This window comes from Sulfobacillus thermosulfidooxidans (assembly GCF_001280565.1).
GTDB lineage: Bacteria > Bacillota > Sulfobacillia > Sulfobacillales > Sulfobacillaceae > Sulfobacillus > Sulfobacillus thermosulfidooxidans_A.
The window spans coordinates 429,774-446,090 of the sequence record NZ_LGRO01000001.1; the positions used below are offsets into that span (position 1 = coordinate 429,774).

Annotated in this window: 13 protein-coding genes and 1 pseudogene; 5 read left to right on the forward strand and 9 right to left on the reverse strand. The window is 50.1% G+C overall.

What is annotated here, in order from left to right:
• Window positions 1-31: 31 nt before the first annotated feature.
• From AOA63_RS02260 to AOA63_RS02275, 4 genes are all read right to left on the reverse strand, one after another.
• Window positions 32-1,078, reverse strand: coding sequence for a 2-oxo acid dehydrogenase subunit E2 (locus AOA63_RS02260; RefSeq protein ID WP_242848258.1), 1,047 nt, complete (start codon window positions 1,076-1,078; stop codon window positions 32-34).
• A 10-nt stretch (window positions 1,079-1,088) separates the two neighbouring features.
• Window positions 1,089-2,105 (reverse strand): alpha-ketoacid dehydrogenase subunit beta, encoded by a 1,017-nt coding sequence (locus AOA63_RS02265; RefSeq protein WP_053958194.1) that lies wholly within the window; start codon window positions 2,103-2,105, stop codon window positions 1,089-1,091.
• Window positions 2,106-2,240: 135 nt separating this feature from the next.
• Entirely contained in the window at window positions 2,241-3,254 is a 1,014-nt protein-coding gene (locus AOA63_RS02270; protein WP_242848259.1) for a thiamine pyrophosphate-dependent dehydrogenase E1 component subunit alpha, read from the reverse strand.
• 111 nt (window positions 3,255-3,365) lie between these two features.
• Complete coding sequence (locus tag AOA63_RS02275) at window positions 3,366-4,181, reverse strand: IclR family transcriptional regulator (protein ID WP_053958195.1); 816 nt, start codon at window positions 4,179-4,181, stop codon at window positions 3,366-3,368.
• Between the two features lie 239 nt (window positions 4,182-4,420).
• Here AOA63_RS02275 and AOA63_RS02280 point away from each other — a divergent pair, with 239 nt between their 5' ends.
• Both AOA63_RS02280 and AOA63_RS02285 read left to right on the forward strand, forming a co-directional pair.
• Window positions 4,421-5,674, forward strand: a complete 1,254-nt coding sequence (locus tag AOA63_RS02280) for a YeeE/YedE family protein (protein ID WP_053958196.1) — start codon at window positions 4,421-4,423, stop codon at window positions 5,672-5,674.
• Window positions 5,675-6,279: 605 nt separating this feature from the next.
• Window positions 6,280-6,981: a helix-turn-helix transcriptional regulator gene (locus AOA63_RS02285; protein ID WP_053958197.1), complete on the forward strand. Its 702-nt coding sequence runs from the start codon at window positions 6,280-6,282 to the stop codon at window positions 6,979-6,981.
• Between the two features lie 102 nt (window positions 6,982-7,083).
• On the opposite strand, the gene AOA63_RS02290 is transcribed toward AOA63_RS02285, so the two are convergent.
• From AOA63_RS02290 to AOA63_RS02300, 3 genes are all read right to left on the reverse strand, one after another.
• Window positions 7,084-8,700, reverse strand: coding sequence for an FAD-dependent oxidoreductase (locus tag AOA63_RS02290; protein ID WP_053958198.1), 1,617 nt, complete (start codon window positions 8,698-8,700; stop codon window positions 7,084-7,086).
• A gap of 347 nt (window positions 8,701-9,047) precedes the next feature.
• Window positions 9,048-9,593, reverse strand: a complete 546-nt coding sequence (locus AOA63_RS02295; RefSeq protein ID WP_053958199.1) for a TQO small subunit DoxA domain-containing protein — start codon at window positions 9,591-9,593, stop codon at window positions 9,048-9,050.
• A 34-nt stretch (window positions 9,594-9,627) separates the two neighbouring features.
• Window positions 9,628-10,194: a TQO small subunit DoxD gene (locus AOA63_RS02300; RefSeq protein ID WP_053958200.1), complete on the reverse strand. Its 567-nt coding sequence runs from the start codon at window positions 10,192-10,194 to the stop codon at window positions 9,628-9,630.
• A 665-nt stretch (window positions 10,195-10,859) separates the two neighbouring features.
• Between AOA63_RS02300 and AOA63_RS02305 the strand changes: the two are divergent.
• The 3 genes and pseudogenes from AOA63_RS02305 to AOA63_RS02315 all read left to right on the forward strand — a co-directional run bounded on the left by AOA63_RS02305 (window position 10,860) and on the right by AOA63_RS02315 (window position 12,307).
• A pseudogene (locus tag AOA63_RS02305) lies at window positions 10,860-11,415 on the forward strand (GGDEF domain-containing protein).
• A gap of 4 nt (window positions 11,416-11,419) precedes the next feature.
• Window positions 11,420-12,016, forward strand: a complete 597-nt coding sequence (locus AOA63_RS02310) for a PAS domain-containing protein (RefSeq protein ID WP_139061468.1) — start codon at window positions 11,420-11,422, stop codon at window positions 12,014-12,016.
• A 69-nt stretch (window positions 12,017-12,085) separates the two neighbouring features.
• Complete coding sequence (locus AOA63_RS02315) at window positions 12,086-12,307, forward strand: hypothetical protein (protein ID WP_053958203.1); 222 nt, start codon at window positions 12,086-12,088, stop codon at window positions 12,305-12,307.
• Window positions 12,308-13,123: 816 nt separating this feature from the next.
• Here AOA63_RS02315 and AOA63_RS02320 read toward each other — a convergent pair.
• Complete coding sequence (locus AOA63_RS02320) at window positions 13,124-14,560, reverse strand: APC family permease (RefSeq protein WP_053958204.1); 1,437 nt, start codon at window positions 14,558-14,560, stop codon at window positions 13,124-13,126.
• A 60-nt stretch (window positions 14,561-14,620) separates the two neighbouring features.
• On the reverse strand, window positions 14,621-15,937 hold the full coding sequence (glnT, locus tag AOA63_RS02325) for a type III glutamate--ammonia ligase (protein ID WP_053958205.1): 1,317 nt from the start codon (window positions 15,935-15,937) through the stop codon (window positions 14,621-14,623).
• Window positions 15,938-16,317 lie beyond the last annotated feature (380 nt).

Here is a 16,317-nt window from a genome sequence, read left to right on the forward strand (position 1 = left end):
ATTGACTTCAGTGTCACAACCGAGTTTCCGCTTATTGTTCCCAATAACCCTGACGTTGGGAACGCAACAGCTTATCCATGGTCTGAAGAAAGTTGGCAGCCTGAACCCCATCTACTGCCCGGTGATCAAATGTTAGCGACACGGGAAAGCTCTTGTCGTCTCCGGCACCAAGGCCTAAAATGGCCACGGTGGGTACCATTAACCGCGGGGTAAAATATTCAATACCCCATGGACCCAAATTGCTGATAACAAAAGATGGTTGGGAAAAATCCCAGTGCTCCCAATGGTTATCGTGAGCGGCACGCCGTAATTCGGCCAATGCTTGATTCCAGCCATCTAAATCACGAGAGCCCACGAAGATGGGCACGATCAATCCTTGTGCCGTCGAGGTCGCAACACCCAGCCGCAGTTCTGTAGCCGGGGTAAATCCCTCGGCGTTGGCCCATCCATGAATTTCCGGATGCCGTTTAAGAGCTTGGTCCGCCGCCCAGCAAATTCGCACGAGCGGGGAAAATTGGGAATCCCCCGCCGCGATGCGGCGTGACAAGGTTGTTGGTAGTGCATTCTTATCAGTTAAGTTGTGGATTAAGCGCTGGCGAAAAGGTGAATAAGGTTGCACCGGGGTGGATCCGTGTTGTTGAATCCAATTGTCAATATCTTCTACGGTCAACGGCCGATGAGAAATCGCTTGAGCCAGCTCTTTTAAATTGATGCCTTTTTCCCTGGCATACCGCCGTACCCGCGGTGGAGCCGGCACAAATTCGTCCTCCGACGGGGCATGGTTATTCGCCCCGTTATCACGGCTCTCACGATGAGGTGAATCTTGAGTTCTTGGAATTTGTGTTTGGGTAATTTTCGCAATAGCCTGTCCAGATGAAAACGTGTCATTTTCCTTAAGCAGGGGATGCAAATACCCCTCGACCGGCGCTTCAATGGACAGCGAGACTTTATCCACCATCGCTTCGGCAATAATTTCGTGCGATCGAACTAGCGCTCCCTCATCATAAACCCAATGGATGAGTACGGCTTCGGCATCCGCCCGGTCGCTAAATTCCACTTTGACTAAGGTCTCTTCCATGATGTCCTCCCTATTTCGCGAGTTGACGCATCTCGTCGGCAATTTTTTCCACAGAGGGAATCACGGCTTGCTCCAGCACACGGCTATAGGGAATCGGCACGTCAGGTAGGGCCAGACGGCGGATGGGCGCATCCAGATAATCTAACGCCTCTTCGGCGATGACAGCGGCAATTTCCCCACTCATGCCAAAAGACCGGTAATCCTCATCGACGATGAGGGCCCGGTGCGTTTTACGGACGGATTGAATGATGCGGTCGCGATCGAGGGGCACCAATGTGCGTAAGTCGAGGACTTCTACAGAAATGCCTTCATTCTGAAGTTGCTGAGCTGCTCTGAGGGCTTTGGGCACCATGGCACCAATGGTAATCACAGTAATATCGGAACCTTCTTGAACGAAATGGGCCTGTCCAAAAGGAATCGTATAAGATTCTTCCGGCACATGCACTTCGGCTAAATCATCTGAAGGCATCCATCCTAATCCCAGCAATCCCTTATGAAAGAAATACATCACCGGATTGTCATCACGAATCGCCGAGATCATCAACCCTTTGGCGTCATAGGCATTGGACGGCACCACAATTTTAAGGCCGGGAAGATGGGCAAATAACCCGTATAAACTTTGACTGTGTTGTGCCCCATCGTTGTATCCGCCGCCTATGGCCGTCATCAACACGACCGGATGCCGGAAACTCCCTCCGGACATATAATGGTTTTTAGCCAGATGATTATAAATTTGATCCATAACCACCCCAAAAAAATCCACAAACATCAGCTCAACAATAGGGCGCATGCCTTCGGCACTGGCGCCAATGGCCGCTCCGATAAAGGCACTTTCCGATATCGGAGTGTCCATCACCCGTTCTGGACCAAAACGCGCCAAGAGTCCTTGTGTGGCGCCAAAGATCCCGCCATAAACCCCGACGTCTTCGCCCCATACCAAAACACGGGGATCACGCTCCATTTCCTGGCTGATGGCCTCACTGATAGCTCGCGCCATTGTCAATTTACGCATTGATGCTGTCACCATATAGCCTTTTCCCCCTTATGACTTTTGATCTCTCTCATCTTTTAGTGTCTCCGTAGTCCTATGACGGTGGGATATGGTTCGCGGCAAGTCTGAATCAAACCGTAATCCCCTTCCTCTAGCGTTAGGACACAGCACTTACGACTCCACGAAAACGTCGAACAATGCTTCTTCGGGTGCCGGCTCTGGCGATTGCCGGGCAAAGTCTATTGCCTCTTCAACCTGTGTGATGACGGCATTTTGAATCTGCTGGTCTTCATCTTCCGTGAGAAATTGGTGCTCAAAAAGGTATTCACGAAATCGTTTGATCGGATCCAACTGTCGCCAGGCATCTTTTTCGCCAGCATGGAGATAGACTTCGGGATCGCCTTGGAAGTGCCCGTAAAGTCTTGTCGTTTCCACTTCCAGTAACGTCGGGCCCTTACCTTGCCGTGCCCGACTGATGGCTTCTTCGGCCGCTTCCGAAATCGCCAGCACATCATTGCCGGCAATATAGACCCCAGGAAGCCCGTAAGCTTGGGCCCGCTCGCTATTATGAGCAATGGCCGTCGACTGCTCTTTCGGTACAGATATGGCATAGTGATTATCCTCAATCACAAAAATGACCGGGGCTTTCCACAACGCGGCCAAGTTCAGACTTTCATGAAATGTGCCCTGATTAGCAGCCCCTTCCCCTGCAAAGGCAATAGCCACATTGTCACGCCCTTGCCGCTTAAAGGCTAATGCCGCTCCAACAGCGGGAGGAAATCCAGCGCCCACAATACCGGAACAACTAAAATGGGTGAGGGGATCGAAAAGGTGCATATGACCCCCCTTCCCGTGGGAGAGCCCTGTTTGGCGGCCAAAGATTTCCGCAGTCATCCGCTTGAGATCAACCCCTTTGGCGATGGCGAAATGATGAGGGCGGTGCGGAGCCGTTACCGCATCCTCCCTCCGTAAATGCCGTATCACCCCTACGGCTACGGGTTCTTGACCGGCTGCTAAATGCATTTCGCCTGGGATGGTTCCCGCCGCAATACTAAATAAAGGGGTTTTGCCTTCGGTATAAATCTCCGCGATCCGATCTTCGTAACGGCGAATCAAACACATTGTGCGGTACATCTCGACATACTTCGCCACCTGTGTCTTGTCCGGATTTTCCATCTGGTCCATTGTTTCCGTCCTTTCTCTGTTCTGACATTCTTGTACGTAACGATGCGCTCGTTTTCCAAAACTCAACGTTCTCAGTCTCAAATCTCATCGACTAGGTGGTTTTTCAAATCGTTAACCCGTCGATTTGGTATACTCTACCCGCTCAGGATGTTGGTCACTTGATACGCGAAAGCCCAACTCTTGGGATACTTTCGTGGATCGTTGCAACAAATCGGCCAATAATGAAGCATGCAGACGATCGTAGCGACTTCGGGGAAGAGAAATCGCTATGGAACCCCATATGCTTTGGGTATAATTAAAAATCGGCACGCCAATGCAGCATACGCCTTCTTCCCATTCTTCTTCGTCCAAGGAATAGCCGCGTTCCCTCGTAACAAGTCGTGCGTGTTGCAAATCGTTCCATTGAATGCGGGAATGTTCGGTGCGGATGACGGGTGGATGGCGGAGATAATACTGGTGAAATGTCTTAGGCGAGACGTAAGCCAAAATGGCTTTGCCTAACGCATGAACGAACGCATGCTCATAATATCCCACATAGAGTGAACGAACCTTCAATGCTTGATTTCCTTCAGCGATATACTGGATGACAATCTCGTCACCGTCCCACTTTGCGACGTAAGTCGTTTCATGCCAGTGACGACTCATTTCATGGGCGAGATCTTGCAGCTCAATCGGCACCGTTTGTTGAGATTGAATTTGACTGTGCAAGTAGGAGACCTTATGGGACAGGATATAAACGTGCCGTTCGCGATCCTTTTTCACATACCCACAGTCCACCAAGGTGTTAATCAAATGATAACAGGTGCTGATAGGAATTCCCGATACCCGGCTGAGCCATTTTATGGTGGTACCAGCGGGCTGCTCCCCCAAAAGATCGAGTAAGTGCAATCCCCGGGACAAGCTTTTTATCGTCCAGGATTCAGCCATGGTCCTACCTCCAATGTGTCTGAATCGGCCGCTCCATGTCCATTATAAAAGCTCACGCATCTCGCTCAATACAAAGTATTTCAAATAATGAGAACCACCGATGCCTGTTCATGCTTGTTGGGCTTTCGGGGATAAGTTTTTCGGAAAAAACGGAGTTATCTTGAAAAACATATATGATTAAGATGATAGGGTTTATCTGGTATAATTGGTCAAGCATTTCGATAAAGGAGGCAAGTAGGATGGCCACGGAAGAACGACACGTATCAAATCTCGATGAACCCATTTCTGGGAAAGCGATAGGGCGACCACCGAACCGACGCATCGTGTCCATCGCCGTAACCGTTCTCGGACTAGGCGTAATTGTTTTGGGATCCTTTCAATCTTGGACTCTCGCGACATTATTCGGTATCGGATGTGTGCTCGGTCTCGGTTTGTACCATACACATTATGGATTTACGTCATCGTTTCGGCATTTCTTATTAGACCGTCGAAGTGCAGGTCTTCGTGCTCAAATGCTGATGATCCTTATCGCCAATATGCTGTTTCTTCCGTTATTAATACGTGGCGAGGTTTTGGGTCATCGTGTCACGGGATACGTCTTTCCTGTTGGCTTGGCGGTGGTTGCGGGCGCTTTTCTTTTTGGAATAGGCATGCAACTGGCAGATGCCTGTGCCTCGGGGACTTTATACCATACCGGAGGCGGCGATCGTCGGGGGATTCTTACGATTGGTGGATTTGTTCTCGGGTCGGTATTGGGTAGTGTAAACTTCCCGTGGTGGATGCGTACTCCACATTTACCAGCCATTTCGTTTATTGAATCATTGGGTATCGTGGGCGGTGGGCTTCTTCAACTGCTTATTGTCGGGACGATCTTTTTGGCCGTGTGGTGGCTGGAACGGATGCAGCATGGTCAGGTGCAAGCCCTATTTAATGGCGGTCCCGGTAGGAGAGTAGACGGGAGACGCTATTGGACGCCTGTTCTACAAGGGCCGTGGTCATGGGTGACGGGAAGCGTGATTTTGGCCTTCGGAAATTTCCTGGTCTTGATGTTGTCGGGCAAACCATGGGGGATTACGTTCGCTTATGCATTGTGGGGGGCAAAAATTGCCGAAGGGCTAGGATTTCAGGTTACTCATTGGGCGTATTGGCAGATTCCAGCTAATGCCCACGCGTTACATCAGAGTATTTTTCACGATGTCACGACGGTATTGGATTTTGGAGTAATTGTGGGAGCGTTGCTGGGAGCGGGTCTCGCTGGAGGATTATTGCAAATGTCCTTAAAACAACTACCCCGCCGGCTACTGGTGTCGGTTTTCCTCGGCGGAATTATGATGGGTTATGGCGCACGCATTGCATTTGGATGCAACATTGGCGCATATTTTTCCGGTGTGGCTTCATTCAGTCTCCATGGTTGGCTATGGTTGTTTAGCGCTATGCTGGGAAGCGCATTAGGAGTAAGATTGCGGCCGATATTTGGACTGGTAAACTGCTGACATTTAGGCTGTGCTGGAATTCTGAGCGTGGGATTGTGGTCCAAGTGTCATTTTGGAGGACACGGAATCCGTAGGCTATAGACGCCTCAGCCTTGTAGTAGGTCGGTAGTGACAATAAGTTGTATCCTTTTCGCCTCGCGTCATTCTTCAGATGGAGGGGGCTAGACACGACTTGGGGCCTCATCATCATAATCCTCCTTAGGGTGATGGTTTCGATTTGGATGACGCGAGCGTTTGCGCGATGTGACGGTAATTGTTGCGGGAATCACTGCGCGGGTTTTCTAAGAGTAAGACCAGCTGATCTTTGGGGCTGGTAAGGAATTTGTCAGGACATGGCACCCTCGTTTCTTTTCACCGGGGTGCCCGTTTTTGTGACATGTGGCCCATGTAGGAGAATCAAGAGTGGGGGTGATCACCAAACACGGATCCATCGACCCTCAAATCGGAACCAAGGGGAATATGGTATGCGCAAAAAGAGCTGCCGCGTAGTGGACCATATGGTCCTGTCGGACTTTCTTAGCATCGTCTATTCTTAAAAACAAAGCGTGACCATAAAGTCAATTCAAATGAGGAGCATTGACTCGCCGAAACGGGTGGATACCATAATGACCAAAGCCGAAATTAAGCATGATCGCATCTCTGTGGGGTTGTTAGTGTCCAGTGACTTAGAGAATGAAGGATTGTATCGCATGATAAATGCCCACAGTGACATGAACACGTGTTGTCAATGGATCGTGCAGAATAATCAGGAGATCCTCAATGCCTTTCCCGGTCATCGTGTCGACGTTGCGGTTCTGATGGTACCGTGGCCTATTCTCGGAGATTTACTCAAACGGATTCATCAAAAATTTCCTGATTTGGTGAGTATCGTGATTAGCCAAAGTCCCTTCCATTGGAGTGGGATTCTCCAGATGCTTGAATATGGAGTTGTCGGATTGACCCGCTCGACGCAGAGTGCGGTAATTGTGAGTATGATTCGCCTGGCATATTACCAGATGGGAAGTATAGATATCGACATGGCCCGCCGCATGGCTTCGGTGTTGCCCAAGAGCCGTTGTACGCGAACTCGAACGTTAACTCAACTCGACTATTACATATGGTCTTTGATGGTGCGGGGATATTCTAATCCTCAAATCGCTCAGCATTGCGGTATTACTCTCTCACGAACGAAACATCGGATTCATCATATTTTTAGGTATTTGGGCGTTCGGGATCGCGCAAGTGCTATAGCTATGTACAACACGTATCAGGCGTTTAATGCCGGTTTGGAGAGGGGAGTAGGACTGGTCGACCATATCGATGAGTAGAGTGAGCCCTTGGGCGATTATTCCTGCCGGAGCGCGAAGAGAATAGGAAATTCATCTTCCGTAAAGCGGTGTGCAGGCAACCGTTTGCGCCGATGTCGTTGGTTATGAATCGGCGGTTACGCCCTTGTTGATTCGGATAAGGATCATCTCAAGGTGACGAGTCACCAATTGACGAGCGGGAAGCAGTGCCAACCCTTTTAACCGCGCCAGACGAAACGTGACCGTCAGCACAATGCGGGTGCCTTGGGGGCTCGGGGTCAAAGCCGCGTCATAGGTGTAATAATCAAAAATATTACTCTCGATAAGCGTTCCGTGAATTTGATAATGGACGCGGTCAACGTGATCGGCGACAGTCCATTGCATGGGATATCCCAAAAACGAGGCGGTCCACCGCGTGGTTTGACTTTCCCCGTGCGAGCTGAGAATGGTCACGACGGAGACAATTTCGCGGGAATCCACAATAAGAGCGGGAAAATCCGTCATCCTATGAAAAACTTTTTCCAATAAAGCTGGCACATCGCCGTGAACACTTACCGTAACCATCCCGTCAGCCTCTGGCTTTTCTGATGGCGAGGTTGTTAAGGGGGTGGGTTCGATGGCAAAAGTGGGATGGGTGGAAACGTGAGACGTCGGGATCTTTGCAGAAAATCTTGATAAGCGGACCTCATCAGGCAAGGGTGTTCCGTGGGTTAAGTGTCTGACCAGGTACTGCGCGGTGACTGGGGCCAACAAAATGCCATTGCGGCAGTGTGCGCCCACAACCCAGACTTTCTGGAAATGGGGCACATGGTCTATGATTGGGACTCCATCTGGCGCACAAGGACGCAAACCAGCCCATGATTCGATCAGTTGGGCCCGGTCTAATACCGGACAAAGATCCCTGGCAGCTTGACCTACCTGTAAGATCGCTGACAACGTGGGAGTCTGGTCAAAGCCCGCTGTGGGTTCTTCCGTGCTTCCGGCTAATATCTGGCCTCCGGATTTCGGCACGAGATAAACATTTTCGCCAAAAACCGTCATGGACGTGGCCCTTTGCGCTGCCTGGCGAAATAATACACGCTGGCCTTTCACGGGGGATATCGGAAGGTTCAGCAAGGAATTAATCCAGGGGCCTGAGGCTACCAAAATAGTGTCTGCAGTAAATTGTCCCTGTGTGGATTCGACCCGTCCCTCATCGATGCGCGTGACGGTCACGCCTTCTAATATCTGAGCGCCTTGTAATATGGCGCCTTGGGCCAGTGACGCACTTAACTGCGAGGCATTCACGTGCCCTCCGGGTGTCCAAATTCCCCAGTCGATGTCCGGACGCAGACCCGGGATGGCGTCATGCAATTGTTTGCCATCCATGGTTCGGACGGTTAATCCGTGACGTTCCTGCCATTCCCGCTGGTGTTGCAGCGCAACATGTCCCGCTGTTGTTTCGGCTACCTGGATGATACCACGTGTATCCAGATCAAGATGGATTCCACCGATGTCTTTCAGTTCCCATTGCCATTGTTGATAACGTGGAAAGGCCTCTAACCCCCATTTCAACAGAAGGCCTGGCTCATGAGCTTCTACTTGAGGAGGCAACATGCCCGCGGCGCCATAAGAGGTTCCCGAGCCCACTGTATGCTGTTCCAATAATGTGACTGTTAATTGAGACCGGGTAAGTTCATAAGCTAGAGCCGTTCCGATGATGCCGCCGCCAATGATCAAGATGTCCGCATGCCATTTCATTTACAATATTCCTCGAATAATCTTTTGTAATGGGACGAACGGGACACACTTTACTCGACAAAAGTGCATGGAAAACCGAATGCACTTTTAGAGAATGGCCCTCACGACCCATAATGTTTTTCCTTTTTTTGTTTATTTAATCATAGGGGTTCGTGGGGGCTTCTTCCATGTGCACATGGAATTATACAAATGGACTGTGTGGACCGTATTGCTGCCGGGCTTTCGGATGGGTAACCATTGAACTGCTGTAAACTACTCCCAATACTTGCTCCTTTATGCTTTACGACTCCTCTATTATGGCGGCTCGCATCATTTTTCTTGTGTTCGTTCGATCGCGCAGTATACAATCACGGATGAATCGGCACCGTGGTCTGCCATGTCAGGCCACTAACATCTTCAACTTTAACAATCGCATCGCGTTGTCCCTTTAGGGCCATTTGAGCTCGATTGTCGAGGGGAAGTTGGATCGTCGCTTGCGCGGACAAGGGAACGACCAAACCCCACGGACCGGTCGACACTTTTTGAAAGAAATATTTATTATGAATAGCAGACGGCGTAAGATGCGCCAACTGTTTGGGTCCCCATACTTCAGCCGGTGTGGCCGAAGTCTCTCCTTTCACCATGACTTGCACCACAAACGATCCATAGGTGTCGGGACCATTCGGTCGGTAGATTGTCAGTGCTAATCGTTGGGGACTTAACGCGGTCCTCGTTAAGACTAATTTTGGCGTTTTATTGTAGTTGACCAATTTGCCCCATAATCCGTGGTGTTCAAATTGATAGGCCCATAATGTCAGAAATATTGCTACGATTAACATCCATACACTTTGTTTTTTGACCTTCGACTGTGGTAACGGATGCTCTTGATGGGTAACATTGTGCGATTCTTGCATCGCAGTAGCCTCCTTTGATTTCAGCATGATGAATTTAGGTCAAATGAAGATCGAGTGAGGCCAGATGGAGATGCCCATCCCAATACTTGTGAATCAAATGATCTAAACCAAAGGACCCCGATCCTACAAAGAGCAGAATCATCGAACCGATACCTTCAACGGTTCCAATCTGAAACTCATCAATACAGGCCGTCCCTAACCAGCCATTGCCAAACAACATGCCAAAGGACAGCAAGGCTCCGCCCAGAGCGGCTAATCGGGTAAGCGTACCGGTTAACAGAAACAGTCCGACGATAAACTCAATCCAGGTAAACGCAATGAGAAAAGCCCAAGCCCAATGCGGATGAAGAATCAGCCATTGAATCATCGCGCGAATGGGCGGCAGGGCATGCGGCATCATGGTACTGAATTTATGTCCAATATTGCTTTTGGCATACCAATCTAATTTGCCCGGGGCGTTCAGATAGCGCCGGGCCCAAGCGGTCAGAAACTGAAAACCTAAAATAAAGCGTAAGGGCCAGAGATAGGATGTGGGAATCCACGTCGTTTCCGTTCCCTTTGGTGTGGTTTCGGTCGTATCGTGGGTTTGTTCCGATACCATAATGATTCCACCTTTCGCATGTGCCTTAATATTGCTTAGCGCGCTGATCACTATGTGAATTTATTCACATGTATATCGTACAAGGGAATGACTCATCCACCATAGGGCCGTGTGGCCTATTTGCACAGGGTCATATGGGGCAGTCATCGTGGGACACGTTTACCGAATTATTCGCAGAGGGGTCAACCCATGGGGGAACCCTGAGCCATTAACAAGGACCGAGTGTTTTCTTAAAATTGCAGCAGTGTCACACATGGCACCCATTCGGTGATTTGGCCGACCGCCGAATTCGGCAGGCTTCGCCGTGAGCACATTGCTCTTAAAGACCAAAAAAGAACGTGCATCGTATCGACGTACCTATTTCCCGGTTTCATTACACATACAGTTCCACGTGTGGCAACTCGACTGCTTCTAACTGGGCCGGGCCAACATGGCGCATTTAACGAATTATCAATAGTAGCTATTTACAAGGACTGGCGCTGATTCCCTAGATTCCCGGGCAGGACGCCATGTCTGATGTCTTGACGTCCATTACTATTGCGGGATTTACCGTCGCCTATATTGTCGAACGCGCTGACAGAATGTGGCAATGGGAAGAAGATATCTATCGAGCTGAGCATGACGCGTTAACCGGGGCCCTCACACGATATGGTCTCAAAACATGGATGACCCAATTGTCCGCAGGTGCTCGATCTGCGGGCATGATTATGGCGGGCGATCTTGACGATTTCAAATGGTTCAACGACACCTGGGGGCGATGTTGGAGACCAAGTATTGCAGGCTTTTGCCCACCGTATTCGGGCGGAGCTCCGGGCCGAAGACGCGTTAGTGCGTCCGGGCGGGGGTGAGTTTACTGTCTGGATGCCCAATGTCGCTCCTAGCGATGCGTCCGGGAATGTCGAACGGTTACACAATGCCGTGACGAAGGAATCCTGCACACTCACAGCGAGATCATTTGAGTTGGGCGTCTCGGTTGGATGGGCGGTTGGAACGCTTTCCGACGACACAGCACACATCGCCGACCAAAATTTGCTCCGAGCGAAACGTCAAGGCAAAAATCGCATCATCCATACGTCGGAGCTGTCAGAAATGACGGGTCCCCACACGACACCGACTGCACAAATAGGATGGTTAGCGGATGCTGCTCGGGCGTTATGCGCGCAATGGTCTACGGCGGCTGTACTGACCAGGCACCATTGTTGCCGTCAATGCGTCGTATGAACAATTGACGGGGCGATCGTGGGAAATGTTGGCTGCCCAGAAACCGGGAATTAATAGTGCGGGGAACACGCCTTCCCAAGTCTATGATGCGTTGTGGCAGACTCTCCACGACGGTCAAGTGTGGACTGGGCACTTAAAAAATCGCCGACCAGACGGCACTCCATGGTGGGCCTATGAGACGCTCGTACCCATCGTTATCGGATCGCAAGTGGTCGGCTATTGGGGCACGGTGCAGGAATGTCCGGCACAGAGCCCAAAACTTGTCGCATCGCCCATATCGAGTGAGGCGTCGGGGGTCAATCCAGCTGACACGGATTTTCTAAACCATCTCACGTTTCATGCGGTTTTTCAGCCAGTCGTCAATTTGCAGAGCGAATTGGTGATTGGACAGGACGCCTTAATTCGTCTCCGATATCATGGACGGGTATTGTCTCCCCTCGACGTCTTTGCTGAGGCGAAAAGAACCGGAACACTTGTGCAATTAGATGGCATCTGTTTGCAAACCATTGCTCAGGCGATAAGAGTGCGAGGTCCCTGGCTCTTAAGCCCCCAAATGCTTCTAGACATCCCGGACGTCATGCGATACAATCCCCCATCGTGACCATCGCGAAAAATTTTGGCATCATTTACCTGAGGACAGGATGGAGATGACAGGAGTGAGTCGAAAACGATGACCCCCGCATGGAAAGCCCAGGGCATTCAAGAAGCGTTGGACATCCCGAAGGCCGCGGCGGTGGCGCGTCGGCATGGACTCCCGATTCGGCTGGTCCACAAAGGGGTGCAGACCGCGACCCAGCGCGGGACCCCAGAGGAAGCGCGGGCCTTAAAGTGTCAAGGACAATTTAAATTCCTCAAAAACGACAATTCAAACAGGCCAAAAACGGCAGGGTAAATTCCCCAGAAACGCCAGCGCTAATTCCCCAAAAACGACAAGGTAAATTCCTCAACAGCAAAGCAAATCAAAATCCCCAGGGATGGCTCCTGGGGATTTTGTAGGCGATGGGTTGGGTTACGAAGGGCGGCTGCCTTGCCATCTCGTTAAGATCTCCGCTGCCCGAACAAGCAGGTACGCTCTGGGGAATCCCCATATGCCGGATTCGTGGCCTATTCCATCCGGTCGTAGGCGCTTTCCGTCCACCTCATTTGCTGGGGGCGGTGCGGCAGGCGCGGTGGCGCGGGCCCTTGGGCCAATGCTCGGTCCACTCCAGGTCAATTCACCGCGATCGTCGGAATGTGTTGGGCAATCTGTTTCCCTAAGCTCGGGGTCGTTCGATACGCCCCGTGACGAGTCACCAACAAGAGATGCCGCGGGCGCCCCTAATCGGTCACCATCGCGAGCCACTGGGCACAGTGGCCACGCCATCGGCCAATGGCCATGAATTTCTCCTCGCTCGAAGCGTCCTTACCCGGCGGAACAGTGCCGTCATGACACTACGTGTCGCTTCAGGACCCCGAGCGGGGAGAAATGTATATGGCCAAACTGTCCCTTTTTATTTGACCATATACACCCGATGGGGGCGCTATTCATCGCGCCTTGCGTCGACGTTACGTCCCATGAGAGCAACTCGGGCAGCAATATAAGATCGAGCATGCCAGGTTGACTCCCTTACTAGCGTAACAGATTTGTTTTGAAAATTCTTGCCAAAGACATCTTTAAGATGGTTCTTTTCAGTTCCTTGGGAAGGTGTTGTAAACGTTGCGCGACTGGTTACCCCTCTTCTTCCTGTTCTTCTGACAACGCGGTGATTCGATTGTCGACGACTCGATTGGTAGAGTGCAGTAATGGATTAGTTGATGAACCGAATCTATTCCATACAAATCCAATGCCGATATAGCCGAGGAACATATAGGGTAGTATATTATAGGGATAGGCGGGAATGGGATATATGCTGCCAATAATCGGGATTAATAGAAAGGAAATCGCCCCAAAAGAGCGCATAAGGCTACCTATCCACGGTCGACTTTGCTTCCGATCAATTAGAGGGCTAGCCAGTGATACTAGTAAATAAGAGACCAAAAATCCGTACGTAGCAAACGTTCCAAAGTACCCGTAGGCGTTCAATGGTTTCGCCTCTGCCAGGCCAATTAAGGCTAGGATTATTATGATGGACGCAATGACAATCGCGATATGGGGCGTTCGATTGACGGTGTGTGTTTGCCCAACCCAATCATGGATATGTCGGTTTCGTCCCATTGCAAAAAGAATACGCGCTCCAGCGTTCAGTGATGCCAAAGCACAAGAAAACAGGCTAATCATCGCTCCTAAGTCAATTAACAAAGAAAATGCCCCCAGATGATAACTGGTTGCCATAGTATTCAGCGGAGCAGTGCTTTGCGAAAGGGATACGAGGCCTCCCGGGAACGCTAGAACTTCAAAATAAGCCATCAAGGTAAAAAATATTCCTGCGACTAATACACTGATAATAACGGCAGCAGGAATGGAGCGGTGCGGATTTTTGGCCTCTTGTCCCAGTGTCGTCGAGCTTTCAAATCCAACAAATGAAAAGACGCCTAACACCAACCCTAGGGCAATGCCTGATGAATGAACGTGAATCAAAGAAATTTGAGCGGCATCCCAGAGAGACTTGTGACGAAAAAGAATTATCATACTAAAAATACTAATGAGCAATACGGAACTGAACTCCATAATTAAAGCTGTCAATGACGAAATGCGGATGTCTTTGTAAGCCAACATGGCGGCTACAAAAAGTCCAATGATTTCGACGAGGAGGTACGAAATGTGAATATGAAAGTGTCCAAGAATTTGAACAACAAAAATCGAAAAACCTACTAAAAGAGCCATCGCTGTACTCAAATAAGCGGCTAGCATGGCCCAACCGCCGAGAAATCCTGGCGTTTGTCCTAGCCCTTCAAAAATGTAGTCATACAAAGCACCAGCAGACGCGTGACGTTGAGCAAATGCTGCAATATTTAATCCGACTAACAAGAGTCCTAACGTCGCGATTACGTAGGCCAGCCAGGTTCCATTGCCAGCACTTGCGACCACTAAAGGAATAGATAGGACAGGGGTTAACGTGGGCGAAATGTTAGCAATGGATTGGGCTATTGTTTCAGGGAATGCCAGATAGTTTTGATGCAGTTCACGGTGACGCGATGGTGGGGGCGCGATGTTCACTGTTTGCATAGAAGTGAAATCCTCCTTATATTAAGAACTAATCCAGACCATTTATCGAGTTGTGAGCAGTTATTGAAGCAAATAGCGTTGAATTTCCTGGGGTGATACGGTTTGGTGATATTCGTCCCATTCTGCGCGTTTATAGGCAAGAAATCCTTGCACAAAGGTGGAACCGAAGGCGTCCGCGAAGAGCGGATCGGCTTCCAAGGCATCTAAGGCACGATCGAGAGAACTGGGAAGCCGGGCTATTTGACGGTGGAGGATATCTGCTGGGTCGAGATCGTACATGTTGTCCTTGGAGGGTTCGAGTTTAGGCAGTTGACGTTGTATGCCGTCTAACCCGGCTACTAATAAAGCTGCTACTCCTAAATAGGGATTCGCCGCGGCATCCATCGCCCGGAATTCCAGGCGTCCAGGACCCGGAACGCGAATGAGGTGGGTTCGATTATTAGCCCCGACGGTAATGGTTGTGGGTGACCATGTGGCTCCTGAGAGGCTGGTGGGACTGCTTAACCGTTTATATGAGTTTACGGTGGGTGCGACAAAGGCCGTGAGGGCGGCTGCATGCGACACAATTCCGGCAATAAAATGATGCGCCATCGAACTCAACCCCCATGGGTCATGCGGATCATCAAAGAGATTCCGATTGGTTTGGGTATCCCATAAGGATAAATGGACATGAGCGCCACTGCCGGTTAGGCTGGAGAACGGTTTCGGCATAAAGGTCGCGATGAGGCCCTCTTGCTGGGCTACCCGTTTCACCCAAAACTTGAGAAAACTAAATCGATCCGCAGTCACGAGGGCGTCATCATACACCCAATTTATTTCAAATTGGCTGGGCCCATCTTCATGATCCACTTGATAGACATCTATGCCGGTTGCTTCCAGCCCCTCAATGACCTTCGTTAAAAAAGGCAAATGACGGCCGAGAACATCGAGTTGATAGCAAGTTTTGGGGAAGCGATCATAGTCATCCGCTGGCACAATGTGACCCGGATCAATTTCTCGTACCAGATAAAATTCCGCTTCAATGCCAACTTTGGCTTGCAGTGCCTGGTGACGAAAATCGTCGCAAACTTTTTCCAGGAGGTTGCGCGTACAAAAGTGCCATGGCTGATCATTTAACATGAGGTTCCCAATAGTCCAAGCAGTGTCTGGCATATCTTTTAAAGGAATCCACCGTGACAAATCGGGTCGGACGGTTAAATCCGGGTCATGGGGACCCTGCCCAACACTCCCGATGGCAAAGCCTGCAAAACCTGCCCCCGTTTCTCGTAGAGCAGCCAAATGCGATTTGGGGACGAGCTTGGCTCGGAGGATCCCGTGCAAATCCACAAAGGACAAAATAATCTGCTGAACCGAGCTTTCGAAGACGTTTTGAAACATTGACAATTTTTTTCACCACCGTTTCTATCTAAAATTATTAAGAAAAACCAACATAACGTCGCGAAAACTATAACTTTACCAACATTTCGTCAGCTTAGTTTGCATTATATTGGGAGAACTTAAAAAGCGTCAAGGGCATCGGACGGCTCGTTAAGCATTTCAGGCAACAGCATAAAAATATCGTTACGGTGAGTCTTTGCGGAGGGGTGCGGTCGAAGATTGTATCGTTGAGGCTATGTAAAAGGCCGCGATTCAGCGTCTTGAAACAGGATAGGTAAGAGGCATGTCAGTGGGACATGATCACGTTAAGTGGGGGATCGTGTCTGTCGTTTACCAAATGAAATCGGGGTTCCATCCGGGTGATATAGATGGACGCCGGG